Origin of the sequence: Streptomyces sp. Y1 (genome assembly GCF_041053115.1) — a bacterium.
GTDB lineage: Bacteria > Actinomycetota > Actinomycetes > Streptomycetales > Streptomycetaceae > Kitasatospora > Kitasatospora rubellomurina.
In genome coordinates, this window is record NZ_CP163445.1 from 1647427 (window position 1) to 1672266 (window position 24840).

The window sequence follows — 24840 nt, forward strand, 5'->3', positions numbered from 1 at the left end:
TGGAACGCGCTACTCCCCCACAACCGGGACGCCGCCGGGTCGCCCTTGCCCTGGCCGGGGTGCTCGGGCTGCTCGCCGGCGGCGCCGTCGCCTTCACCGCCACCGCGTCCACCACCAACACCGGCCTGGGCAGCAACTGGTACGCCTCCGCGCCCTACCTGATGCCCGAGGACAACAGCCCGCCGGATGCCGCCGCCGTCATGGACGCCACCGGGCAGAAGGCCTTCCAACTGGCCTTCATCCTCGCCCAGGGCGGCAACAGCTGCGCCCCCGCCTGGGGCGGCACCTCCTCGATCGACTCCGACACCACCATGCCGGCCGTCATCCAGACGATCCGCGCCAAGGGCGGGGACGTCTCCGTCTCGGTCGGCGGGTACGGCGGCACCAAGCTGGGCCAGGTCTGCGGCACGCCGGAGGCCACCGCCGCCGGGTACCAACAGGTCGTCACCAAGTACGGCCTCAAGGCGGTCGACTTCGACCTGGAGGAGCCGGAGTACGAGAACACCGCCGCCATCCACAACGAGATCGGCGCGGCGAAAATCCTCCAGCAGAACAACCCCGGCCTCTACGTCTCGATCACCACCGCCGGCACCAACGCGGGCACCGGCTGGTTCGGCACCCAGATGCTCAACGAGGCCAAGTCCCAGGGCTTCACGCCGAACAACTACTCGATCATGCCGTTCGACGGTGGCTTCAACGGCGCCGCCGCCCAGACCGACGCGCTGGTCAAGTTCAACCAGATCCTGCAGACCACCTTCGGCTGGAACGAGGCCACCGCGTACGCCCACGAGGGCGTGTCGATGATGAACGGCCGCACCGACGCCGCCGAGTACTTCCACCAGTCCGACTTCCAGACCGTCCTCGACTTCGCCACCGCGCACGGCCTGGCCCGCTACACCTACTGGTCCGTCAACCGCGACCGGCAGTGCCCGGGCCCGGTGGACCCGGGGCTGTCCGGCTCCTGTTCCTCCGTGGCGCAGAGCGACTGGGACTTCACCAAGTTCACCGTGAGGTTCGCCGGTGCGACCCCGCCCACCACGCCCCCGACCACGCCGCCCACCACTCCCCCGACCAGCCCGGCCCCGGGCACCTGCACCGCCCCGGCGTGGAGCGCGAGCACCACGTACACCGGGGGCGCCAAGGTCTCGTACAACGGGCACAACTACCACGCCAAGTGGTGGACCCTGAACGAAGTGCCCAGCGCCAGCGGCCAGTGGGGTGTCTGGGCCGACGACGGACCCTGCTGAGGGCAGCGGGCTGAGGCTACGACGCGAACGGCTGCCGGTCCGGCGCGCACACCGCCCCGCGCTCCGGCAGCCGGCCGCCGATCAGGTACCGCTCCTCGTACCCCGCCGCGCAGGCGCTCGGGTTGCCGAGCACGGTGTGCCCGTAGCCGTCGACGGTCAGCAGCCGCCCGCGCGCCAGGGTGTCGGCCAGCGCCCGGGAGCCCTCGTACGGCCAGACCGGGTCCCCGGTGAGGGCGACGACCAGGATCGGCGCGGAGGTCGGGCGGTCCCACGGGCCGGTGTAGCGGTCCGGGGAGGCCGGCCAGGTGGCGCAGCGCTGGGTCTGCCAGAGCCAGTACGGGCCGGTGGCGCCGGCGCGGGCCTCGGCGAGGGCGGCCAGGGCCGGGTAGTCGGCGCCGGCCGGCGGGTTGTCGGTGTCCGCGCACAGTACGCCCAGGGTCTGCGCCTGGCGGAGGTCCCCGCCGGTCGGCGCCGCCGAGGGTGCGTCGGGGGCGGTCCACAGCTGCTGGAGGTAAGCGCCGAGGCCCGGCCAGCCGGTGCCGTCCACGCCCGGGACGGGCGCCACCGCGTACAGCAGTCGCTGCGCGGCCGTCAGCGCGGCGGCGCGGCCGACCGCCGCGTCTCCCAGGGCGACCGGCCCGTGCCCCAGCCGGTCGAGCAACCGGGTGAACTTGGCGCGGGTCGCGGGCCCGTCGCCCGCCGCGAAGGCGCAGGCCTGCGGGCCGGCCCCGCCGCACCGGTCGAGGAAGGCGTCCAGCGTACGGGCGGCGGCGCGGTCGCTGCCGGTGCGCAGGAACGGCGCGAGGTCGCGGTCCTGCGGGGTGCGGCCGGTGGACCAGGCCGCCGGGTCGACGGCGCTGTCCAGCACCATCGCCCGGACGCGTTGCGGGAACAGGTTGGCGTACGTGGCGCCCAGGTAGCTCCCGTACGAGGTGCCCAGGTAGCTGAGTCTGCGGTCGCCCACCGCCTGGCGGAGCAGGTCGAGGTCGCGGGCGACGTCGGCGGTCGACAGGTGCGCCCGCAGCCCGTCCCGGTCGTTCGCGGCGCACTGCCGGGCGAAGTCCGCGTACGCGCTCGCCCAGGCCGACTGCTGCTCGGCACCTTCCGGGAAGCCCTGCGGGAGCCGGTCGAGCAGTCTCTGCTCGGCGGCCTGGTCCGGGAAGCAGGGCAGGGTGGTGGAGCGGCCGACGCCGCGCGGGTCGAAGCTGACGACGTCGAAGCGGGCGCGGACCTGTTCGGGCAGGGCCGGGTAGACGGCGGGCAGCGCCATGGTGCCGGGGATGCCGGGGCCGCCCGGGTTGTAGAACAGCGTGCCGATCCGGTGGGCCCGGTCGGTGGCGGGGCGGCGGATGACGGCCAGGTCGACGGTGCGGCCGCGCGGGTCGCGGTGGTCGAGGGGCACGGCCGCGGTCGCGCACTCGAAGCCGGGGGCGCAGGACTGCCAGGCCAGCCGGGGTACGGGCGCGGACGGCGCGGCAGCGGCAGCGGACGGGTTCAGACCGGGCAGTAGCAGCGCGGCAGCCGCGACGGCAGCGGTACGGAACCTGGCGGCGGTACGGAACCTGGTAGCGGTACGGAACCTGGTGGCGAGACGGGCTCGGGGCACGGGCAGCTCTTTCGTTCGGGTCCTGATCGGACACCGCCGAGCCTGCCGTGACCCGCTGTCAGCACACTGTCGACCGCTGACAGATCACTGACACGTGGGCGTACGGGACGGGCGGGCGCCGTGCGAAGCGCCCGCCCGTCCGGTACGTCACTCCGCGAACCGCCCGCGCAGGTCGGTGAGGATCCGCACCGCGTCCGGGAGGCCGGCGGCCTCGCAGCGGGCGATGGCGGCGGTGAGCCGGGCGACCGCCGCCTTGGTGCGTCCGAGGTCGCCGCCCTCGATCACGGCGGCCAGCCGGACGGCCTCCGCGCGCGGAGCCTCGGCCTGGTCGCCGCCCTTCTCGTACGCCGGGATGGCCAGTTCGAGCTCGGCCAGCGCCTCCTCGTGCCGGTCGACGATGGCCAGGCAGCGGCCGCGCTCGTAGTGCGAGGCGCCGCGCAGGTACCAGTCGGTGTGCTCCTGGCCGAGCCGGGCGGCGGTTTCGGCGACGGCGTCGGCCTCGGCGATCCGGGCGAGCGCCGCGTCCAGCCCGTCCGGGCCCTGCTCGCGGACCGTCAGCTTGGCCAACTCGCGCAGGGTGCCCGCCAGTTGGTCGACCTGCGGGGAGCACTCGTGGGCCTGCCTGGCGCGGGCGAGGGCCGCCTCGGCGGCGTCCCAGCGGCCCGCGTGGGCGAGGGTGACGGTGGCCTCGCAGGCGACCATGGTGTGGGTCTCCTGGTCCTCCCAGCCGGCCACCACGTCGGCCAGCCGCAGGTACTCCTCCGCCGCGTCCCGGTACTCCTCGAGGTCGGCCAGGCCCCGGGCGAGGTCCAGCCGGGCCTGGGCGAGCAGCCGCACGTCCAGGCCGGCCGCGCCCGCGTCGAGCAGCACCGACTCGAGGACGGCCACCGCGTCGCCGGTGCGGTCGGTGGCGCGCAGCACGTCGGCGAGCTGCAGCCGCACCTGGGCGGCCTCCTCGACGGCCCCGCCGCGCTGGCGGTCGAAGCGGGCCGCCGCCTCGGACAGCGCCCGGACGGCGCCGCCCGCGTCGCCGGTCTGCATGCACGCGTGGCCGAGCATCATGTACGTCGGCGCGTACGGGTAGGAGTCGTCGCCCCAGCGGGAGACCTCGGCCAGCGCCCGGTGGAACACCTCGGCGGCCTGCGCCCACTCACCGGACTGCAGCAGCACCTGGCCGAGCAGGCCGAGCACCCGCGGGGTGTGCCAGGGCAGTTCGGCGTCGTCCAACCGGGCCAGCACGTCGCGCAGTTCGGCCACCGCCTCGGCCAGCCGGCCCTGCCGGGCGGCCGCGTCGGCGGTGTACTGGCGGGAGGTGGCGGACCGGCGGGCGGAGCCGAGCTCGGCGGCCGTCTCGCGGTAGCGGCCGACCGCCTCCTCGAAGCGCGCGGTCGTCTCGGCGGAGGGCTCGGGCAGCGCCTCGACCAGGTCGTGGTGGGCGGCGTAGGCGCGGGACTGCAGCACGATCAGGTAGTCGTCGTCGGTCATGCCGCCCTCGACGGCGTTCCCGGCGGCGGCGCGCAGTTCCTCGGCCCGGCGCAGCGCGTCGTCGAGGGCCGGCCAGTCGGGGCCGGGCTTGTCCCCGGCCGAAGCCTCGCCCTCACCCGAAGCCTCGCCCGCAGCCTCATCCGAAGCCTCGCCCCCACCCGAAGCCCCATCCGAAGCCCCACCCGAAGCCTCGTCCTCGTCGAGGCCGACGACCAGGACGCGGGCGCGGATCATCAGCGCCCGGCCGGGCAGCCCGGCCTGCTCGAAGAGTTCGGCGGCGGCCAGCATGCCGGTGCGGGCCTCGGCGTACTCGTCCCGCTCCAGCGCCAGGTGGGCCTGCTGCTCGACGAGTTCGGCGTGCAGCCGGGCCCGGCTGCCGAGCCGGGGGTCCTCGGGGTGGGTGAAGCCCTCCGCCGCGACCCGTTCGGCGATCCGCTGCCAGAGCCGGTCGCCGTCCGGGTGGCCGAGCAGGTCCAGCTCGCGGGCGCGCAGCACCAGGTCGGTGAAGTCCTCGGGCTCGGGCTCGGCCTCGCGGCGCGGGGCGGGTGCGACGGCCGGGGCGGCGGCCACCTCGGGCGCGGCGGTGGCGCGCACGCCGAGCGCCAGCGGCTCGGCGAGCAGCGGCTCGGCGGCCAGCCGGGCGCGCCGGGCGTCGCCGACCGCGTCGGTGCCGTTGCGGGCGTCGAAGCGGGCGGCCAGGGCCTCGGCCTCGGTGCGCACGTGGGCCAGCAGGGTGTCGACCGTCCAGGCGCTGCCGGCCGGCCCGCTGACCGCGAGCTCGCCGTGGCCGGCCCCGGCCAGGGCGGCGACCAGGACCTCGACGCCGACCAGGAAGGCCAGCCGGGACTCGGGCTCGCCGGTGTACGCGAACAGGTCGCGGTTCTCGGCGAGCAGTTCCAGGCCGCGCGGCTCGTTGCCGGTCAGCGCGCAGAACTCGAGGTGCCGGCCGATCGCCGCCTGCATCGCGACCTTGCCGCGGGCGTAGCGGTAGCCGGACAGGTGGCAGGAGCGGGCCTCGTCGAGGCGGCCCTGGCGCACCAGCGGCAGCAGGGCGACGGCCTGGCTGAGGTACGGCTCCTGCTCGCAGCCGCTGCGGCCGTCCAGCACCGGGACCAGCACGTCCAGCGCACGGGCGTCGTCGCCGGCGGCGATGAAGTGCAGGGCGGCGGCGCGGGTCTCGCAGGCGTGGCAGTCGCTCATCTCGGAGCGCGGGCGGGCCGCCCACAGCTCGTACGCGTCCTGGACGCCGACGCCGGTCTGCGCGGCCAGGTGGTAGCGCTGGGCGTAGTAGGGCTGGAGGTCGAAGTCGGCGCCGCGGTAGCGGTCGCGCAGCTCGGTGTGCCAGCGCTCGATCGCGGCCAGCGGGACGTCCGGGTTCTCCTTGAGCGCGTCGGCGACCCACTTGAAGCGCCAGAACACCTGGTGCCGGGCCCACTCGCTGAAGCCGTCCGGATCCTGGTCCCAGAGCTTGAGCACCCGGGCGAAGACCACCGGGGTCTTGGTGCGCTCGCCGTCGAACTCGTAGGCCTCCATCAGCTCCAGCAGGGCCATCGAGCGGATCTCGGTGTCCTCGAACTGGTCGGCGGCCTCGGCGAGTTCCTCGGCGGTGACGGTCCGGGTGCGGCCGTACGGGCGGGCGTCGTTCTCGCGCAGCGCGGCCATCACCGCGTCGGGGGTGTCCAGCATCACGCCTCCTTCGAACCGTCGTTGCCGCCGTTGCCGCGGTTGTCGTCGTTGCCGCCGTTGCCGCCGCCCGCCCGGTGGGCCTCGTGGCCGAGCATGGCGTGGTCGAGCAGGCTGATGAACGAGCGGTTGAGCAGCGCGGACTCGCTGGCCTTGAGCGGGCGGCGGGTCATCAGCACGGCCTGCGCGTACAGCGCCTCGACGGCGGTGACGGCCAGTTCGCGGTCGGTGACGGTGGCGGCGCGGCGCACCAGCGGGTTGAGGTGGTTGAGCACCAGCTGGGCGCGCGGCACCTCGGCGCGCAGCGAGCCGAGGATGTCCGCCCACAGGCCGTCCGCCTCGTCGGCGAGTTGGGCGCGGGTGCGCTCGTGCCGGGCCTCGCGGTTGTCGAGCAGCAGGGCGGGCGCGTTGGTCGGGTGGAAGCTGCGCAGGGCGACGTCGCAGTCGAAGCGGCCGACGACCTCGCGGGCGATCGCCAGGAAGGCGTTCGCGGCCAGTTCGGCGGCGGGGTCGACGGTGTCCAGGTGCGCGGTGACGGTGCCCGGGTCGAGGTCGGCGACGGAGACGCCGGGGCGGATCTCGGGCAGCCGGTGCACGAGGTCGCGGTCGTAGGTGTAGCCGCCGTTGACCACGCCGAGGCCGGCCGCGCCGGCGATCGGGGCGACCTGGCGGAACTCCTCGACGGTGCGGGTGACCAGGACGACCCGGTGGGCGCGGGCGAACTCGTCCAGGGTGACGTTGCCGTCGGTGGTCTCGAACGGCAGCCAGGGCAGCATCATCCGCAGCAACTCGTCGTCGTAGCGGGCGAGTTCCTTGACGGCCAGGTGGTGCACGGAGAGGAAGCGGTGCAGCAGCGCCGGGTCGCTCGCGGACAGGCCGGTGAGCCAGTCGCGGATCCGGGCGCCGAGCGCGTCGCGGACGGCGGCCAGCGTCTCGTCGGCGTACAGGCCCTCGCGGGAGGCGGTCGGGCGCAGCCCGTCGGTGTCCACCACGCAGCGGACGAAGAACGCCCAGTCCGGGAGCAGTTCGGGCGCCTGGTCGGAGAGCAGCATGCCCTTGAGGTGCACCCGGTGGCCGTTGCGGCGCGAGGGCGGGGCGGCGTCGGGCAGGACGTAGGCGACGCCGCGCAGGCCGACCAGCGGCAGGTCGAGGTCGATGGTGTCCAGCGGGGTGAAGTCGAAGGTGCCGCGGCAGTACTCGGTGAGGGCGTCGCGCCGGGCGAGCGGGGAGCCGTGGCGCTCGGCCCACGGCGGCGTCCGGTTGATCCGGTGCTCGGTGCCGGCCGCGTCGAGGACGGTGACGTCGTGGCGCAGCAGGCTGCCGAAGTCGCGGGCGAGCGAGACGACCCGGGCGGGGGCGGTCCACTCGGCGGCGTCGGCGCGCGGGGCGAGGGTGACGGTGGTGCCCGGCTCCGGCTTGGCGGAGGAGGGCAGGGTGCGGATGGTGTAGCTGCCGTCCGAGAGGCCGCGCCACTCGATGACGGGGGCGTCGGGGCGGCCGGCGTGCCGGGTGACGACGGTGATCTCGTCGGCGACCACGAAGCAGGCGAGCAGGCCGATGCCGAACTGGCCGATGAAGTCGCCACGTGCCTGGGCCAGGCCGTCGCCGTCGAGGCGGCCCTCGGCGTCGCGCTTGGAGCTGCGGCCGATGGTGGCGAGGAAGGTGTGGACGTCCTGCTCGGTCAGGCCGATGCCGGTGTCGGTGACGGACAGCTCGTCGTCGGCGCGGACGGTGATGGCCGCGGGCGCCTGCGGGTCGAGGGCGCGGCGGGCGGAGATCGCGTCCACCGCGTTCTGCAGCAGCTCGCGCAGGTAGACGCGGGGGCTGGAGTAGAGGTGGTGGGAGAGCAGGTCCACCAGGCCGCGCAGGTCCACCTGGAAGGTGTGCGCACTCGTCGGGTTGTCGGTTGGGGACACCGGAGGCTCTTTCGGTCGCGGGAAGGGGTGTCGGAGTTCGGGGGCGCCTTGACGTGGCGGCGCCGGATGGGCGCGCGGCCGGCGTCAGTACGCGGCGGCGCAGCGGTCGCGGTGCCGGGTGAAGGCCTTCACCGGGTCCCCCGACAGGTAGTGCCAGGGCGCCTCGGTGACCATGCCGTCCAGTGCGTCGAACAGCAGGCGGGCGGTCTTGGGCTGGTCGGCCATCGAGAAGGCCATCGCGAAGGTGTTGAAGCTGCCCTGCCAGCCGCGGGCCGGGACGAAGTCCGGGTGCAGCACCGAGCGGAACGCGGCCTCCTGGAGCGAGGCCACCACGGCCGGGCTGGACAGGTAGTCCTGGTCCTCCCCGTCCGACAGGCTCAGCCAGTGCTCCAGGTGTGCCAGCGCGACCAGCTCGCCGAGCGGGCTGCCCTCGGGGGCGGCCAGCATCGCGGTGCGGGCGAAGGCGTGCATCTCCTCGTGCGAGCCGCCCCACTTCTGGCACAGCTGCTGCAGCCGCTGGCGGTGCGAGGCCGGGTGGCCCGGGGAGCGCCGCACGGCGGCCTCGAAGCGGCAGGTGGCGACGTCCGGGCCGAGGGAGATGCCGCGGGCGCTGATCTGCAGGAAGTACCAGGGGGCGAGCCAGGTCGGCTCCCGCTCGGCGACCTCCAGCAGCTGCGCCTCGGCGACGTCCAGCCGCTGGTGGAAGGTCTTCCACTGCTCCTCGGAGACGTACTTGGCCTGCGCCTTGGAGCGGGCCTCCCAGCCCCAGTTGACGTGCCGTGCGCCGGAGAGCAGCAGCGCCAGCGTGTCGTCGGGGGCGTCGGCGAGCGCCCGGACCGTCCACTCCTCGACCCCGGACTGCTCGGCGACCATCGCGGTGAGCCGCGTCAGCTCGGTGCCGTCCGCATCGCCGGTGTGGTCGGCCAGCGCGGGGCGCAGGGCGGCCCAGTCGCCGGCGGCGGCCTGCCGCACCAGCAGGCGCGCGTGCTCGTCCCCGAGCACCGGGTCGAGCCGCGGCCGTCCGGCGGCCGCGGGCCCCTCGACGGCCCGCCGGCCGAACAACCCGCGCCACCCCGCCCGGTCCTGCGCTCCGTCCTCGCCGGAACGGCGTCGGAACAGCGCCATGTGCGGCCCCCCTCGAACTTGATCGGCCTTCATCGGCATCGTCGGCATCTTGCGCATGTCTCGCATGGCCGCACGGCGGCCACTCCAGACTGAGTACATATCACGGGCGGCTGACAACCGTTTGCCCAGCCCAGGGCCGTCGCCCGGGGTCCCGTGCCGGAACGGGCGGCACCGCCGGACGGCCGGCCCATCGGCCCACTCCAGGGGCCCGTCCGAGCCCGCCCGGGCCCGTCCGGCCGTGGCATCTTGCTGCCTGACAGATTTCTGCCACCGGGCCGCGTCGCCACCGCCCGCGAGGATCCGTCACTCTTGGGGGCGCACACGCCGTCCGCGTCCGGACGAACGCCCGGCGGGGCGTCCGGTGGACCCGGTGGACGGAGCCCCCGCCCGCCCCGGAAGCAGTGCGGGGCGGGTCCGTACAACGGGCCCCGCCATCGACCCGGACCGACCGCACCCGGATCGACCACACCCGGGTGCCGAACGCCCGTCCGTCCGGGGCTCCGGACGGACGGGCATCGGGTTCACGCGCAACGGCCGCGCGTCGGGACTGCGGGTCGGGACTACGGGTCTGGACTGCGCCTCAGGGCTGCGTCTCAGGACTGCGGGTCCGGACTGCGTCTCAGGACTGCGGGTCCGGACTGCGCCTCAGGACTGCCCGCCGAGCCCCGCGTCCGGCGCCTTGCCCGCCTGCGCCTGCTCGATCCGCTGCACCAGCATCACCGCGAACCGCCGCGTCGCCGCGGCGTCCACCGGGCCGCCCTCGGTGGTCACGCTGGCCACCACGGTGCCCGAGCGCACCACGATGCCGACGCCCTCGCCGTCGGCCAGCTGCCCCTGGAAGGCCTGGCCCTCGCTGCCGACCGCCGGGGCGTCGATCTTCTTGAACGGCCCGGCGGTGTACGAGGCGTAGGACTCCTGCAGCCGCGCCTTGGCCGCGTCCCGGCTGGGCAGGGTGTCCACGAAGAAGCGGGCGACGACGTCGCCCTTGGAGAACCGGACCGACCCGCTGAGCGGCTTGCCCGTGCAGGGCGCCGCGGCGGTGCAGGTGGTCGCGTGGTCGGCGGTGTCGATCTTCCGCTTCTCCTCCTCCCACCCGGCCATCGTCCTGGCGTCCGGCAGCACCTGCCCGACGACCTTGTCGTCCAGCAGCACCGCCTCCAGGTCCGCGCTGGGGGTCGCCAGCGGGGCGGCGGCGGCCCCGCCGTTCGCGCCGCCCGTCGCCGCGGGCGCCGACGCCGTCCCCGGCGCGGCCGGGGCGGAGCTCGCACCGGCGGGGGCGGAGGCGGACGCGGCGGCAGGAGCGGTTCCGGCCGCGGGCGCACCCGAGGCCCCGCTCGAGGAGCCCTTCGACCCTCCCGACGAACAGCCGGCCAGCACCGCCGTCAACACCCCGGCCGCCGCCACCGCGGCGGCCGCCCGCCGTGCACCCATCCCCATCGCCCGCTCCCTCCGGCTGTCAGTGAGCCATCAAGATAGCGACCGCTCCGGGCGCGAACGACGGCGGGGCGGCGACCGCTTCCGGTCGCCGCCCCGCCGTACGGGATCGTCCGGGGTTCACCCGGGATCGATCGGGTCCGATCAGACCGCCGGGTGCGGGAAGGTCGGGTACTCGACGCCCGAGATGTACCGGACGACCCGGACGACCTGGCAGGAGTAGCCGAACTCGTTGTCGTACCACAGGTACAGGATCGCGTTGTCGCCGTCGACCTTGGTGGCGCCGGCGTCGACGATCGAGGCGTGGCGCGAGCCGATGAAGTCGCTGGAGACGGCGTCGGGCGAGTCGATGAAGTCGATCTGGCGCTTCAGCGGGGAGGTCAGCGAGACGTCCCGCAGGTAGTCCAGCACCTCCTCGCGGTTGGTCTCGCGCTTCAGCTGCAGGTTGAGGATGGCGATCGAGACGTCCGGCACGGGGACGCGGATCGAGCTGCCGCTGATCTTCGCCTTCAGGTCCGGCAGGGCCTTGGCGACGGCCGAGGCGGCGCCGGTCTCGGTGATCACCATGTTGAGCGGTGCCGAGCGGCCGCGGCGGTCGGCCTTGTGGTAGTTGTCCAGCAGGTTCTGGTCGTTGGTGAACGAGTGGACGGTCTCCACGTGGCCGCGCAGCACGCCGTACTCGTCCTCCATCGCCTTCAGCGGCGGGACGATCGCGTTGGTGGTGCAGGAGGCGCAGGAGATGATCTGCTCGTCCGGCTTGATGGTGTCGTGGTTGACGCCGTGGACGATGTTCGGGACGTCGCCCTTGCCCGGGGCGGTCAGCACGACCTTGGCGATGCCGGGGCGCAGGTGCTTCGACAGGCCCTCGCGGTCGCGCCAGCGGCCGGTGTTGTCGATCAGGATCGCGTCCTTGATCCCGTACTCCGTGTAGTCGACCTCGCTGGGGTCGTTGGAGTAGATCACCGTGATCTCGTTGCCGTTGGCGATGATCTTGTTGTTCGCCTCGTCGACGACGATGGTGCCCTGGAACTGGCCGTGGATGGAGTCGCGGCGCAGCAGCGAGGCGCGCTTCACCAGGTCGTCGCCGCCGCCGTTGCGGACCACGATCGCCTTCAGGCGCAGGCCGTTGCCGGAGGCCTTCTCGATCAGCAGGCGGGCGACCAGGCGGCCGATCCGGCCGAAGCCGTAGAGGACGACGTCCTGGCCGTCCCGGCGCTCCAGCTTGTTCTCGCCGGTCGCGCCGATCACGGCCTTGGCGGTGAACTCCTCGACCGACAGGCCGCGGGAGTCGGCCCGGTAGGTCGCGGCCAGCATGCCGATGTCGATCTGCGAGGGGCCGAGGTCCAGGGCGGTCAGCGCCTGCAGGAACGGGAACGTCTCGGTGACCGAGAGCTCCTCACCGGCGATCTGGCGGGCGAAGCGGTGCGTCTTCAGGATGCTGACCACCGACTTGTTCACCAGCGACCGGCTGTGCAGCAGGACGGTGACGTCCTTCTCGCGGTGCAGGCGCCCGATGATCGGGATCATCGACTCCGCGATCTCCTCGCGGTTCTTCCAGTCCGTGAACACGTCGTCGTTGACAGTCACAAGTCCATCTTTCGAGCTGAGGGTGTTGCCCACATGGTAGCTTCGCCCGCCTCCGGCACTTCCGCCGGTCCCGGCCCACCCCGCTCCCCGACCTGCCCGGACCCCCTCCGAGGTACGATGCGCGGGCAACCTGACGGGGTCGCCGGGAGACCGGGCGACGGGGACGGGAGTCGAGCACATGGCGGACGCGGAGGGCCACCCGAGCCCCGAGGAAATGGACCTGCGGGCCGTGCTGACCGCCCTGTCCGACCCGCTGCGCTACCAGATCGTCCAGGAGTTCCTGGAGCTCCCCGACGCCACCGAGCGGGCCTGCGTCTCCTTCGGTTTCAGCGTGTCGAAGTCCACACTCAGCCACCACTTCCGGGTCCTGCGCGAGGCCGGCCTGGTCCAGCAGATCAACCGCGGCAACAGCCGCAAGGCCCACCTGCGCCGCGCCGACCTCGACGCCCGCTTCCCCGGCCTCCTCGACCTCGTCCGCCACAACCCCGCCCCCTTCGCCCCGGGCTCCGCCGCCGCCCTCGCGACCGCCGCCGAGTAGCCGTCCGTCACGGCCGTACCGGCGGGGGGCGGGTGGTGAACGGTGGCTCCGCGGTGAGGAGTTGCCGCCGGTACCGCGCGGTGGGGTAATGGAGGCGGACCGTCCGCGAGTGATCCGGGAGTTGGAAATGAGCGGTGGCCCCGAACCGATCAGTGCCGAGGGCCTGCGGGTGGCGCAGGAGGAGCTGGCGCGGTTGCGCGCCGAGCGGGAGAAGGCGGCCGGGACGCTGCGCGGCGAGGACGACGCGGTGGGCGACCGGGCGGACGAGGCGGACGAGTTGCGGCGGGCCGCCGAGGTGGCCCGGCTGGACGCCCGGATCGCCGAGGTGGAGGGCCGGCTGGAGGAGGCCGCGGTGGCCGGGGCGCCGGCCACCGACGTGGTGGGCGTGGGCTCGACGGTGTCGCTGCGGTTCGCGGACGGCGAGGAGGAGGTCGTCGAGGTCTCCGAGCTGGCCGAGGTCGGCGAGCGGACCCTGGTGACCTGGGACAGCCCGCTCGGCAAGGCGCTGATCGGCTGCCACACGGGCGAGACGGTGGCCTACGACACCCCGGTCGGCGCGGCCAGCGCGACGGTGCTGTCGATCGGCGGCAGCTCCACGCGTTAGAGCGCCAGCTTGAAGCCCTCGTGGCTGCGCGCGTAGCCGAGCGAGGCGTAGAAGCGGTGCGCGGCCTCGCGCTGCTTGTTGCTGGTGAGTTGGACGAGGGCGCAGCCGCGGACACGGGCCCGGGCGGCGGCGGACTCCATCAGGATGCGGCCCAGGCCTCCGCCGCGGCGGTCGGCGCGGATCCGGACGGCCTCGACGAGGGCGCGTTCGGCGCCGCCCTTGCCGAGGCCGGGAACGTACGTCGCCTGCAGGCAGCCGATGACGGTGCCGTCCTCCTCGACCAGGACGAGCATCTCGTTGCGCGGATCGGCCTCGATGGACGCGAAGGCGCGCTCGTGCGCCTCGCCGACCACGATGCCCGCCGGGTCCACCACCCGGTCCTCGTCGGCGAGCAGGGCGAGCACCGCGGGCAGCTCGGCGCGGGTCGCGGGTCGCAGGGTCACGGCGGTCATGGCGGTCACGTCGGTCACGTCGGTCACGTCGGTCACGGCCCGCACCCTAGCCGACGCCCGGGAGCCGGCCCCCGGCACCGCCCGCCGGACCCACCGGGCGCCCCGACGCGGGAGGATGCCTCCGTACAGACCTCACCGACGAGCAGGAGCCGAGGACGATGGGCCGAGTGACCGTACCGCGCAGGGTGCTGCGCCTGCGCCAGGGCGTGCCCTCGCACCGCCCCGACACGCTGGCCGCCGAGGAGCCGATGGAGATCCGGGTCGGCGGCCGCCCGCTGACGGTGACCATGCGCACGCCCGGCAGCGACTTCGACCTGGCGGCCGGGTTCCTGGTCAGCGAGGGCGTGCTGCACGCCGCCCACCAGCTGGCCGGCATCCGCTACTGCGCGGGCGCCACCGCGGACGGCGGCAACACCTACAACGTGGTGGACGTGGTGCTGGCCGCCGGCGTGCCCGCCCCGGACGCCTCGCTGGAGCGCAACTTCTACACCACCTCCTCCTGCGGCCTGTGCGGCAAGGCCAGCCTGGACGCGGTGCGCACCACCGCGCCGTGGAGCGTCGCCGAGGACGGGCTGCGCGTCACCCCCGCCCTGCTCGCCGCCCTGCCGGAGCGGCTGCGCGCCGCCCAGAAGGTGTTCGACAGCACCGGCGGACTGCACGCGGCCGGCCTGTTCGACGCGGACGGGCGGCTGCTGTGCCTGCGCGAGGACGTGGGCCGGCACAACGCGGTGGACAAGGTGATCGGCCACGCCCTGCGCGAGGGCCTGCTGCCGGCCCGCGGCACGGTGCTGATGGTCAGCGGCCGGGCCTCCTTCGAGCTGGTCCAGAAGGCCGTGATGGCGGGGATCCCGCTGCTCGCCGCCGTCTCCGCGCCGTCCTCGCTGGCCGTGGACCTGGCCGAGGAGAGCGGGCTGACCCTGGTCGGCTTCCTGCGCGGCGAGTCGATGAACGTCTACACCCGGACGGACCGGATCGACACACGGGCGACCGACGCGGAAGGCTAGTCGCTCGGCTGCGGGGTCCAGCGGTGCAGGCCCTTGCGGTCGTAGTAGCGGGTCATCGCGAAGCCGAAGGCGAGGGCGAGCACGATGCCGACCGCGATCATGATCCAGCCCCGGGCCAGCCCGGCGTCGGCCCGGGCGTCGAAGAACAGGATCGCCCGGATGCCGTCGCTGAGCTGGCGCATCGGCTCGAACAGTCCGAGGAAGCGGTAGAAGCCGGGCACCGCCTGGAGCGGCACGGTCGCGCCCGAGGACGGCAGGGCGAGCGCGATGAAGACGAACATCGACACCAGCTGGCCGATGCCGCCGAAGGCCGCGTTGATCGCCTGCACGCCCAGGCCCACGGCGAGGCTGGCGCAGTAGGCGAAGAGCCAGAGCATCGCCGGGTGCGGGGCGTCCATGCCGAGGATGCCGACCGTGCAGAGCATCACCAGGCTCGTGGTGACCAGCATGATCCCGGCCGTCATGATCATCTTGAGCAGCAGGGTCTGGGTGCGGCTGATCGGGACGGTCGGGCGGCGGGTGTGCCAGGGGCCGATCTCGCTGTCGGCGTAGCCGAGCGCGCCGTCGACTCCGCTGTGGATCATGTTGCCGCCGATGAAGGCGGTCAGCACGGCCAGCAGCGCGTAGTAGAAGGCGCTCAGGCCGAGGCCGCTGTGGCTGCCGATCGGGTGGCCGATCCGGGTGGTGACGGCGAACGGGTCGGCGAGCAGCAGCCGGGCGGTGGCGCCGGTGTCCGGGCCGGTGGCGGTGGCGGATGCGGGCGGGAGCGCGGCGAGCAGTTCCTTGCCGGTGACCTGCGAGGCCTGGTGGGCGGCGTTCTGGGCGATCTGGGCGGCGATCGAGGACCCGAGGCTGCCGAGGCCGGGGTTGGTGAGGACGGTCAGGGTGGGCCGGTCGGTGGCCTGACCGGTCGCCAGCCTGGTGACGGCGGCGGTGAAGTCCTTCGGGACGACCAGGGCGCTGTAGACCTTGCCGGAGGCCAGCTGGTCGTCGAGTCCGGCGGCGTCGACCTGCTTCCAGTCGACGGTCCCGCCGGGGCTGCCGGCCAGCACGGCGCCGGTCAGCAGGGCGCCGACGCTCTGGGTGCGGCCGGGCGGCGGCGGGCCCTGGTCCTCGTTCACCAGGGCGATCGGGAGCCGGTGCAGGTGCCCGGTCGGGTTGACGATGCCGCCCATGTAGAGCAGCGAGAGGAGGGCGGCCAGCAGGCCGCACAGGACGGTCGGGAGGAGCCACAGCTTGGGCCGGCGGGCGAGCTGGAAGGCCCGTGCCTGCCGGGCGGGCCCCTGGGAGTCTGCGGTCGCCATGCCACCCCTCGGGTTCGGGCACGCCTGGGCGCCGTGCCGCTGCGGTACGGCGGGAAGTCGTTCCGTGGCGGCCCGGCGGCCAAACTCCCCGTCACCCGGGCGGCGGTCGGCGGTCGGCGGTCGGGAGCGGCGGGGTTCAGGCGTCGGCGGGGTTCAGGCGTCGGCGGGGTTCAGGAGTCGACGGGGGTCGGGGCCCAGCCCTTGCCGTCGTAGAAGTAGCCCGGCGCGCCCGTCTTCGCGACCGTGCGGAACACCTGCCCGTCGTCGGGGACCCGCAGCGTGCCCTGGCGGCCGTCGCTGTTCCACTCCACTTCCAGGTACCAGGAGACGTCCTGGGAGCGGGTCCCGGCGTCGATCCTCAGCACCTGCAGGTCGGTGTCGGACACGTGGAAGGGGAAGTCGGACGGCCCCACCTTGCCGTTGTCCTTCTCGCCGGCCACCGCCACCGTCCGGGGCGCCGAGGCGTCCAGGTCGACGGTGAAGAACGCCGGGTCGAGGCCGCCGCCGCAGCCCGAGGCGGGGGTGTAGACGTTCCCCTTCGGCGCCGGCTGGCTGCTCACCACGTGCACGTACACGGCCTGCAGCGCGACGGCCTTGGCGCTCGTGCCCTGCGCGGTCAGCTGGAGCCGCAGGTGCCCGGCGGGGACGCCGCCCTGGGAGGCCGCCCACGCCTCCGTCGCGGCCTGGCTCCTCGGCGGCTGGGCCACCTTGCCGGGCGCGCGCGGGGAGAGGAACCACTGGCCGCAGGGGGTGCCCCAGTTGTTGCTCAGGACGTTGACGTGGAAGGGCGGCGGCGGTGCGGCCAGGGTGGGGGTGGGGGTCGGCGCGGGGGTCGGCGTGGACGCGGAGGCGGGGGCCGAGGCGGTGACCGGCGCCGCGGCCGGCGTGCTCGTGGGCGCGGGCGCGTCGGCGGACGCGCTCGCCGTGACGGCGGCCGTCGCGGCCGCCGGCCGGCCGCTGCCGCGCATCAGGAACGGCACGGCGGCGGCCAGCACCACCACGGCGGTCGCACCGGCCAGCACCCGGGCCCGCGACCAGCGGGGGCGGTGCGGCTCGGTGACCGTCCCGCCGTCTCCCCCGGCCGCCGCCTCCGGAACGGGCGCCGCCTCCACAGCAGGCGCCGCCTCCGGAGCGGGCACGGGCTCGGGAACGGGCACAGGCTCGGGAACGGGCTCCGGAGCGGGCACGGGAGCCGCCACCGCCCCCGGCTCCCGGCGCCGCGCCGCGTCGGCCAGGATCCAGCGCCGGTGCAGCTCGACGAGCTCGCGCCGGTCCGCCCCGCACGCCCGGGCGAACCGCTCCACCGGCGCGTACTCGGTCGGCACGGCGGCGCCGTTGCAGTAGCGGTGCAGGGTGGAGGTGCTGACGTGCAGCCGGGTCGCCAGGGCGCCGTAACTGCGCCCCGAACGGTCCTTCAGTTCGCGCAGCATCGCCGCGAACGCGTCGGTCTCCACGCCCATCCCCTGCCTCCCCCGCAGCCCGGGCGGCCGTCCGGCCCGCCGGCCGAACCCGCAGCTCACGGTACCGGTTGCCGCTCCGTCGCCGCGGCGACGGAGCAGGGCCCGGAGGGTTCTACGGGCGGAGGCGGCCGCGGGGTTCACCCCGGCTCCTCCGGAGGGGGTCAGGAGGCCGGCACGTCGGCGCGGGCCGCCGAGTCCGCCGCGTCCGCGACGCTGCCGCGGTAGAGGCCGAGCTTGACCTTGCCGACCTTCGCGGCGGGGCTGAGCGGGAAGTTCAGCGTCTGGGCGTTGGCCATGTGGTCGCCGTCCGGCAGCACGTTCAGCTGGTCGACGGCGACCGGCCCGGGGACGAGATCGAGCACCGCGTACGCCGTCTGCCCGGCGCCGAGCGCGTAGGCGGGCGGGCCGCCGAGGCCGCCGGGCACCAGCGGCTTGACGTTCCCGCTGCGGTCGGCCGCGTGCGAGTCGCCGAGGTCGACCCGCGGGTAGTAGCTCAGGCCACAGGCCTTCGGGCCCTGGTTGCGCACCTCGATCACCCGCTGGCCGGCCGCCTCGGGCCGGGCGGTCACCCTGACCGTCAGCTTCGCGCTCTCGCAGGGGTGGCTGTAGGCGTACGGGTCGTCCGTTCCGCCGCCACCGGCGGGGGCGGCGGTCGGCTGCTTGGGCTTGCCGGTCGGCACCGGCGCGGGGGCGGCGCCGTTCGCGCCCGCACCGGACACCGCCCCGGGCGTGGACGCCACCGCCGGCGCCACCGGGGCCGCCGCGGCACCGGTGGCGGGCGCGGTGGCGGACCTGGTCGGCCGTGCGTCGGCCGTCCCCTGGTCTCCCCCGGGCCCGCAGGCCGTCAGCCCGAGGACGGCGCCGAGGGCGAGGGCGGCGGGCAGGACGAAAGTACGACGAGAAGACATGGCGGATCCCCCGTGGGACAGAGAAAGGAGAGGTGACCGCCGGGCGGGGCGGCGACGCCATCTCGGCCCGGCTGTCAGCACTCTGACGCGCCGCCCGTCCCGCCCGCCAGAGCCACCGGCCCAGCCGGGACGCTGGAACGGTTCCACCCCCTCCGACCTGCGGTTTCCCGCCGCCCTGGAACGCCGCGCCGGGACGCCTCGCCCGCCCGCGACGGCTCCGCCGAGAGGAGCGGACGCCTCCGTTCGACCCCTCCGGCACCACCCGGACCACCGGACGCGCGACCACCCCGCAGCCACATCTGCGCAGCTGCGCAGGCTTGTGGAGGGTGGTGCGGAACCCCTACGGTGTTCCCCGCCGTGGTGCTCGGGAAGTCCGGTGGCCGCCTCTCAGGGGGCCGAATCCGGCGCGGCCCTCGCCACTGTGAACGGGAAGTGCCTCCGACGTGCCCGCAGCGATGCGCGCAGTCACCGGCGCCGTAGAGGCGCACGGGAAGACGAGCCGGAGGCACGCTCCGCCCTGCCCGCACGCGGGTCGGGTGGTCCACCCGCAGCCAGGAGACCGGCCACGGCGCGCACGACCCCCGGGGACCCGGGGGCGCCCCCACGAGGAGCTGGAGAGGCCTGCCCGTCATGACCATCACCGATGAGTCACCGTCGTCAACCCTGTCCCTGCCGCCGCGCTGGTCGCGCGGGGACACCGTCCGGACGGCGAGCCTGCTCGGCGTCATCATCGCGATGCACGCGGTCGCCTTCGGCATGCTGTTCCTGCTGATCGCGCCGGCCCACTACAGCATCGGCACCCAGACCTTCGGCGTCGGCCTCGGCATCACCGCCTACACGCTCGGCATGCGGCACGCCTTCGACGCCGACCACATCGCCGCGATCGACAACACCACCCGCAAGCTGATGGCGGACGGCCAGCGGCCGGTCTCGGTCGGCTTCTGGTTCGCCCTCGGCCACTCCAGCATGGTCATGCTGATGGCCGCGATGGTCGCCTGCGGCGCCCAGGTCGTCGGCACCCTGATGGACGACCAGTCCGCGACGCACCAGTGGCTGGGCCTGATCGGCACCAGCGTCTCCGGCACCTTCCTCTACCTGATCGCCGCGCTCAACCTGGTCGCCCTCGTCGGCATCCGCAAGGTCTACAAGTCGATGCGCGCCGGGGAGTACGACGAGAAGAAGCTGGAGAAGCACCTCGACGAGCGCGGCTTCATGAACCGCATCCTCGGCCGCCTCACCAAGTCCATCCGCCGCCCCGGCCAGATGTTCCCGATCGGCGCGCTGTTCGGCCTCGGCTTCGACACCGCCTCCGAGGTCACCCTGATGGCCATGGCCGGCTCCGGCGCCGCCTCCGGCCTGCCCTGGTACGCGATCATCTGCCTGCCGCTGCTGTTCGCCTGCGGCATGAGCCTGTTCGACACCCTCGACGGCACGTTCATGAACTTCGCGTACCACTGGGCGTTCTCCAACCCGGTCCGCAAGGTCTACTACAACCTCACCATCACCGGGCTGTCCATCGCGGTGGCGTTCATCATCGGCACCATCGAGCTGGTGAGCGTGCTGCACGAGAAGCTCGACCTCACCGACCCGGTCACCGGCTGGATCTCCGACATCAGCCTGGACAACGTCGGCTACGTCCTGGTCGGCCTGTTCGTGGTCGTCTGGGCCTGTGCCCTCGCCTACTGGCGCTTCGGCAACGTCGAACAGCGCTGGGCCGCCCGGGTCGAGAAGGCCGGGGCCTGAGCCGGTAGCCGCAGCGGTGCCGCCGGGGGGCGGCACCGCTGCCACCCGGAACGCCGGGGCCCCGGCCCGGGCGGCTGACTGCCGCCCGGGCCGGGGCCTGCGTGTGTCCGAGCCTCGTGTCTCCGCCGAGGGCTACGGTGTGCGCTCGGGCTGGAGGTTCCAGGTGACGTTGCCCTGGGCGTTGGGGCAGTCCCAGACGTCGAGCCAGGTGCCCTGCTCGGTGTGCCAGGCGTTCAGCTCGATGCAGCGGCCGGTGTCGAGGTTGCCCCCGGTGACGGTCGCGTTGTTGACGATGCGGCCGTCCGTGCGGACGGTCCACTTCTGGGTGGGCGAGCCGTCGCAACGGGCGAGCCGGACGAGGGCGCCGTTGCCGGTGGCCCCGTCCGCGGTGGTGGCGCAGAAGGCGCCGGACCGGATGGTGCCGTCGGCGCCGATGTTGTACCGCTGGTTGGGCGTGTTCCAGCAGCTGCCGAGGGCCAGCTGGGCGCCGTCCCGGGCGCCGCCCCAGGCGTCCATGCACATCGACGGGGCCAGGTTGGAGTGGACGGAGGTGCTGGCGTCGGCGTAACCGATCATGCTGGGGGTGCCGAAGCCGTCGACCTTGCCCTTGGTGCCGGTGCTGCTCCGGCCCGGGTAGACGGTGATCGCGTTGTTGTTGTCGACCGTCCAGATGTCCGGGTAGCCGTCCGCGCTGATGTCCCCGGCGCCGATGCGCGGGTAGTTCGCGGCGTTCACGCCCCAACCGATCTTCACGCCCGCGTCGGGCTTGGTGAGGGCGGTGAAGTCGACGGTGCCGTCCGCCTTCCAGCCGAGCGGGTAGGCGAAGACGTCACCGGTGGTGCGGTTGCGGGCCCACAGCGTGGTCTGGTTGACCTGGCCCGGGTTGGCCTTGTCGGTGCTGGTGGTGAGGCCGTTGGCCGCACCGGGGTCGAGCAGTTCCAGGTCGGCCCAGCTGCCGGAGGCGGTGGGGATCAGCGTGGCGCTGTTGATGTTGTCCGCCAGGCCGTCCGGCGTGTAGAGGAACAGGTTGTCGTTCTCCAGGGTCAGCAGCGAGGTCTGGGTGGAGATGATCTGCTGGCCGGTGGTGGTGCCGGGTTTGGCGGCGGTGGCCTCGCCCTCGGGGGTGCCGAAGGCGATCACCTGGGAGACGCCGCTCCAGTCGGCCGCGCGGTAGCCGGCGCAGGCCGCGCCGGTGCCGTAGGTCTTGCAGGACGCCGGGCGGTTGAGCGCGATCGGCGTGAGGGTGTCCAGGCGCCCGGTCCCGTCGTTCGGGATCAGGAACATGTTGTTCTTCAGGATCGCCGACTTGTCCGAGGCCTTGGCCGGGTTGTCGAAGTGCGCGACGATCTCGTCCACGGGCTGGCCGGGGGCGAAGGTGCCGTGGTGGCTGATCTGGAAGTCGGCCCAGGTGGTGCCGTAGTCCCGGGCGCCGGGCGCGGCCGCACCGGGCGCCGCCAGCGAGGTCGACGGGTCGGCGGTGCCGCCGATGACCCGCAGGTCGCCGTTCTTGTCGGTGACGACGATGTCCGGCTTCTGGTCGTTGTCCACGTCGCCGAACACCGGCTGGGTGCCGGGCTTCCACGGCGCGTAGAAGTTGTAGACGGCGGCCTGGCTGTAGTTGCCCGCGACGTCCATCGCCCAGGCGTACAGCGAGTTGGTGCCCCAGTTGCGCGGCTGGAAGCCGTACGGCTGACCGGGCTTGACGGTGTCGGAGCGGTTGCAGCCCCAGCCGACGACCGGCGTCGGGTCGGTGGAGACGCGGATGCAGGCGATGCCGGAGGCCCACAGGTTCGGGCCGGGCACCGGGTCGTCGGCGTTGAGGGTGAAGGTGCCCCAGTCGCCCGCGTACTTGGCCGGGTTCGGGTTGGGGGTGCCGGACGGCGGGAAGTCGGTCGAGCTGATGCTGATGCGCGGGTTGGTCTTGTCGACGCGGAAGTAGCACCAGGCGCTGTTCGGCGAGGTGAGCAGGTTGTCGGTCGAGCGGGCCACCCAGCCGTACTGGTGGCCGTCGGTCAGCGAGCCGACCGAGATCGACGGGCCCGGGTTGTTGTACGACCCGCCCCAGGCACCCTGTTCCAGGGCGAAGTTGGGGTCCTGGTCGTCCCACATCTTGTAGCCGGTGTAGAGCGGCTGACCGGCCGGGGAGTAGCTGCTGGCGGTCAGGTAGATGTTCTGGTTGTTGCCGACCCAGCCGGGGTTGTCCCAGGGGTGGGCGCCGCCGCTGTTGCACTCGGCCGTGGCACCGGTGTCGGCCCAGCCGGGGCCGGGGCTGGTGTGCGCGTACCAGACCGTGGGCGTGATGTCGTAGTTGGTGGTGATGTTGGGGTTGCTCGAAATCCGGTGGCGGAAGGTCATGTTCCACTCGGAGTCGCTCGGGGCGATGCCGAGGGTCCACCAGGGCCAGTGGCCGGCGGCCGCCTGGTTGACCGTGCCGCTGACGTCGACGGCCAGCGGGCCGGTGCCGGTGATCGGCTGGCCGCCGACGTAGCTGCAGCCGTCCATCACCACGTTGCCGTTGTCACCGCACGGCTGCTGGTACCAGTTGGTGTTGCCGTCGATCGGCTTCGGGACGGAGTAGACGCCGAGGTTGGTCGGCGTGCCCGGGCTGGACGCGCTGGAGACCTGGAAGTTGAGGGTGGAGGTGTACAGCGTCGGCGGGGACTCGGCGCCGCTCGGGACGGTGTAGATCGCCGGGTTGATGGTGAACTGGAAGTAGGCGCGCTGACGGCCCAGGCTGCCGCAGTCCTGGCTCGGGTCCGAGCTGTGGAAGCCGCAGTAGCCCGTCGCCAGGTCGGACTTGAGGTTGAGGTTCTTCGCGTCCTTGTGGTTCTCCTGGACCTCGACCGAGCTCTGGACGGAGTTGCTGACCGCGATCAGGGTCGGGTCCAGGAACCACGGGCCGGTGCCGGAGCCCAGAGCGGCGGGGTCCGGAGTCAGCTCGATGGCCTCGCTGGTCGCCTTGGTGCCGATCGGCGCGACCTTGGCGCCGTCGCCCGGCGCCTCGGCCGTCGACGGGGCTCCCTGGGCGGCGGCCTCCTCGGCGGCGGGGGCCGAGACCGCCTTGCCCGCCTTGGGCGGGGTGGCGGAGGCCGGCTTCGAGGAGTCCCACTGCATCGGGGCGGGCGACTGGAAGCGGACCTTGGCCTTGTCGTCCTTGACGCTGATCGCGCCCTTGTCGTCGGAGGCGACGGTGAGCCCGTTCGCCGTGACGGGGAAGCGCAGCGTCTTCAGCGCCGGGTTGGCCGCCGCCTCGGGCGTGCGGACCACGACCACGTCGCGCCAGCCGCCGGCCGTCAGCGCGGTCAGCTGCAGGTCGACGCCGGGCAGCACGTCGGAGTAGGTGGCGGTGGCGCCGTTGAGCACCGGCTTCGGCAGCGCGAACGGGGCGCCGACCGCGAGCTTCTTGCCGTCCTCGGTGACGACGGTGGCCATCGGGCCGGTGCCCCCGCCGGAGAAGGACACGTTGGTGCCGAGCACCGCGGGGGTGACCGTGCCGTCCGCGCCCGCCTTCAGGGTCGGGTCGAGGTCGGCCCACTTGCCGTCGCGCTTGGTGCGCACCGGCTGGGCGTTGTCGGTGGTGCTCAGCGTGCCGTTCGGATTCGCGACGGTCTTCGAGGCCTCGGCGGTCATCGCGTCGACGACGACCGGCTTGCCCGTCGACTTCGCCTTGGCGATCGCGTCGAGCATGGCCTGCTGCTGGTCCGTCAGCTTCGGCCCCGGCTTGGGCGGGGTGAGCGGCGGCAGCGACGCCGGCCCGTGCTGCGCCGGCCCTGACGGAGAGTCAGCGGCCATGGCGGCCGGGGCGGACAGCAGAGCGAGACCGAGCACACCGGTCACACCGAACGAAGTCAGTCGAATCAGTCGTTTGGGTGCCGATCGCACCGATCGTGACGGTCTCGCCGAATGAGGCGTCATTGGCTTGTCGGACATGTCAGTTCGCTTTTCCCTCCCTGACACCGCGCCACGGTCGACACGGTGTTTCGGAGGGGAACGATGGGGCCCGAAAGGGGAGTTGGTCAAACGCGAAGGCGTCTTGACGGGACATGTCCGGAATGGTTCCCACCCGATCGGTCAAGACTTCGCAAACAAGCGCGGTGCGTGGCGGAACTGCCTGTTCCGCCGCTCTCGGGCTCGCCTATGTTCTGCCTCAACCTTGGGAAAACTGTGCCCATTTGAAGGTTACTCACTTTCACCACTCGTCACGGAGAGGAACCACCGTGGGTGTTCGGCATGCCCGGAACGGGACATCGGACCATCCTCTTCCCGGACGACAAGGTCTGCGGATAAGGACCCCGCGCACGAGGAGCCCGGAAGGCGTACGCGCCTCCAGGCTCCTCGGCCGTTCACAGCACGGGCGATCCCCATGATCGCTAAGCTTCCGAGGATGGCGACGGCCGGGGAGGGTGGCGTGCGGGACGGGTGGATCAGGGTGCCGGTCGGGGACGACGCCGAGCGGTGGGCGACGCGCGGCGGGTGCCGGCGGGTGCTGCTGATCGTGCACAACGTGACCTCGGCGACCCGGCTGCTCGACGTGGTCGGGCTGTTCCGGGACGACCTGCGGGTGCAGCTGCTCGCCACCTGCCCGGGGACCTCGCCGTTCCGCTCCGGGACGGCCGAGCTGCTGGCGGCGCTCGGGGTGCCCGTCCTGCCCTGGGAGCAGGCGCTGGAGCTCGGGGCGGAGCTGGTGGTCTCGGCCAGCTTCGGGGGCCAACTCGAAGCGGTGAAAGGCAAGTTGGCCGTACTG

16 protein-coding genes are annotated in these 24840 nt (G+C 73.6%); 5 read left to right on the forward strand and 11 right to left on the reverse strand.

Annotated elements, in window-relative coordinates; genetic code table 11:
• The first annotated feature begins 50 nt into the window (after window positions 1-50).
• Window positions 51-1247 carry a carbohydrate-binding protein gene (locus AB2U05_RS07005; RefSeq protein WP_369185917.1) on the forward strand — a complete coding sequence of 399 codons (1197 nt, stop codon included), beginning with the start codon at window positions 51-53 and terminating at the stop codon, window positions 1245-1247.
• Between the two features lie 16 nt (window positions 1248-1263).
• On the opposite strand, the gene AB2U05_RS07010 is transcribed toward AB2U05_RS07005, so the two are convergent.
• The 6 genes from AB2U05_RS07010 to AB2U05_RS07035 form a co-directional block, all read right to left on the reverse strand.
• On the reverse strand, window positions 1264-2853 hold the full coding sequence (locus tag AB2U05_RS07010; RefSeq protein WP_369182753.1) for an alpha/beta fold hydrolase: 1590 nt from the start codon (window positions 2851-2853) through the stop codon (window positions 1264-1266).
• A 147-nt stretch (window positions 2854-3000) separates the two neighbouring features.
• Window positions 3001-6024 carry a hypothetical protein gene (locus AB2U05_RS07015; protein ID WP_369182754.1) on the reverse strand — a complete coding sequence of 1008 codons (3024 nt, stop codon included), beginning with the start codon at window positions 6022-6024 and terminating at the stop codon, window positions 3001-3003.
• A complete protein-coding gene (locus AB2U05_RS07020) occupies window positions 6024-7937 on the reverse strand; it encodes an HSP90 family protein (RefSeq protein ID WP_369182755.1) in 1914 nt (637 codons plus the stop codon). The genes AB2U05_RS07015 and AB2U05_RS07020 overlap by 1 nt, the downstream gene beginning before the upstream one ends.
• Before the next feature lie 84 nt (window positions 7938-8021).
• Window positions 8022-9062: a hypothetical protein gene (locus AB2U05_RS07025; protein WP_369182756.1), complete on the reverse strand. Its 1041-nt coding sequence runs from the start codon at window positions 9060-9062 to the stop codon at window positions 8022-8024.
• A gap of 645 nt (window positions 9063-9707) precedes the next feature.
• Window positions 9708-10499 carry a hypothetical protein gene (locus AB2U05_RS07030; protein WP_369182757.1) on the reverse strand — a complete coding sequence of 264 codons (792 nt, stop codon included), beginning with the start codon at window positions 10497-10499 and terminating at the stop codon, window positions 9708-9710.
• 141 nt (window positions 10500-10640) lie between these two features.
• A complete protein-coding gene (locus AB2U05_RS07035; protein WP_045703431.1) occupies window positions 10641-12083 on the reverse strand; it encodes a glyceraldehyde-3-phosphate dehydrogenase in 1443 nt (480 codons plus the stop codon).
• A 178-nt stretch (window positions 12084-12261) separates the two neighbouring features.
• Between AB2U05_RS07035 and AB2U05_RS07040 the strand changes: the two genes are divergently transcribed.
• A complete protein-coding gene (locus AB2U05_RS07040) occupies window positions 12262-12621 on the forward strand; it encodes a helix-turn-helix transcriptional regulator (protein WP_045711186.1) in 360 nt (119 codons plus the stop codon).
• A 127-nt stretch (window positions 12622-12748) separates the two neighbouring features.
• Entirely contained in the window at window positions 12749-13225 is a 477-nt protein-coding gene (locus AB2U05_RS07045; RefSeq protein ID WP_045711185.1) for a GreA/GreB family elongation factor, read from the forward strand.
• Here AB2U05_RS07045 and AB2U05_RS07050 read toward each other — a convergent pair.
• Window positions 13222-13677, reverse strand: coding sequence for an N-acetyltransferase family protein (locus AB2U05_RS07050; RefSeq protein WP_369185918.1), 456 nt, complete (start codon window positions 13675-13677; stop codon window positions 13222-13224). The two genes, AB2U05_RS07045 and AB2U05_RS07050, sit on opposite strands and share 4 nt — an antisense overlap.
• Before the next feature lie 158 nt (window positions 13678-13835).
• Here AB2U05_RS07050 and fdhD point away from each other — a divergent pair, with 158 nt between their 5' ends.
• Complete coding sequence (gene fdhD / locus AB2U05_RS07055; protein ID WP_369182758.1) at window positions 13836-14681, forward strand: formate dehydrogenase accessory sulfurtransferase FdhD; 846 nt, start codon at window positions 13836-13838, stop codon at window positions 14679-14681.
• Here the strand turns inward: fdhD and AB2U05_RS07060 are convergent.
• From AB2U05_RS07060 to AB2U05_RS07070, 3 genes are all read right to left on the reverse strand, one after another.
• Window positions 14678-15985 (reverse strand): YhgE/Pip domain-containing protein, encoded by a 1308-nt coding sequence (locus tag AB2U05_RS07060; protein ID WP_045703422.1) that lies wholly within the window; start codon window positions 15983-15985, stop codon window positions 14678-14680. The genes fdhD and AB2U05_RS07060 overlap by 4 nt on opposite strands.
• 170 nt (window positions 15986-16155) lie before the next feature.
• Window positions 16156-17445: a helix-turn-helix domain-containing protein gene (locus AB2U05_RS07065; protein ID WP_369182759.1), complete on the reverse strand. Its 1290-nt coding sequence runs from the start codon at window positions 17443-17445 to the stop codon at window positions 16156-16158.
• Between the two features lie 161 nt (window positions 17446-17606).
• A complete protein-coding gene (locus AB2U05_RS07070) occupies window positions 17607-18353 on the reverse strand; it encodes a DUF4232 domain-containing protein (protein ID WP_369182760.1) in 747 nt (248 codons plus the stop codon).
• Window positions 18354-18983: 630 nt separating this feature from the next.
• On the opposite strand from AB2U05_RS07070, the gene AB2U05_RS07075 reads away from it, so the two are divergent.
• Window positions 18984-20096: a HoxN/HupN/NixA family nickel/cobalt transporter gene (locus AB2U05_RS07075; RefSeq protein WP_045703413.1), complete on the forward strand. Its 1113-nt coding sequence runs from the start codon at window positions 18984-18986 to the stop codon at window positions 20094-20096.
• A 132-nt stretch (window positions 20097-20228) separates the two neighbouring features.
• Here AB2U05_RS07075 and AB2U05_RS07080 read toward each other — a convergent pair whose 3' ends face one another.
• Entirely contained in the window at window positions 20229-23924 is a 3696-nt protein-coding gene (locus AB2U05_RS07080) for a ricin-type beta-trefoil lectin domain protein (protein ID WP_369182761.1), read from the reverse strand.
• Window positions 23925-24840: the final 916 nt, after the last annotated feature.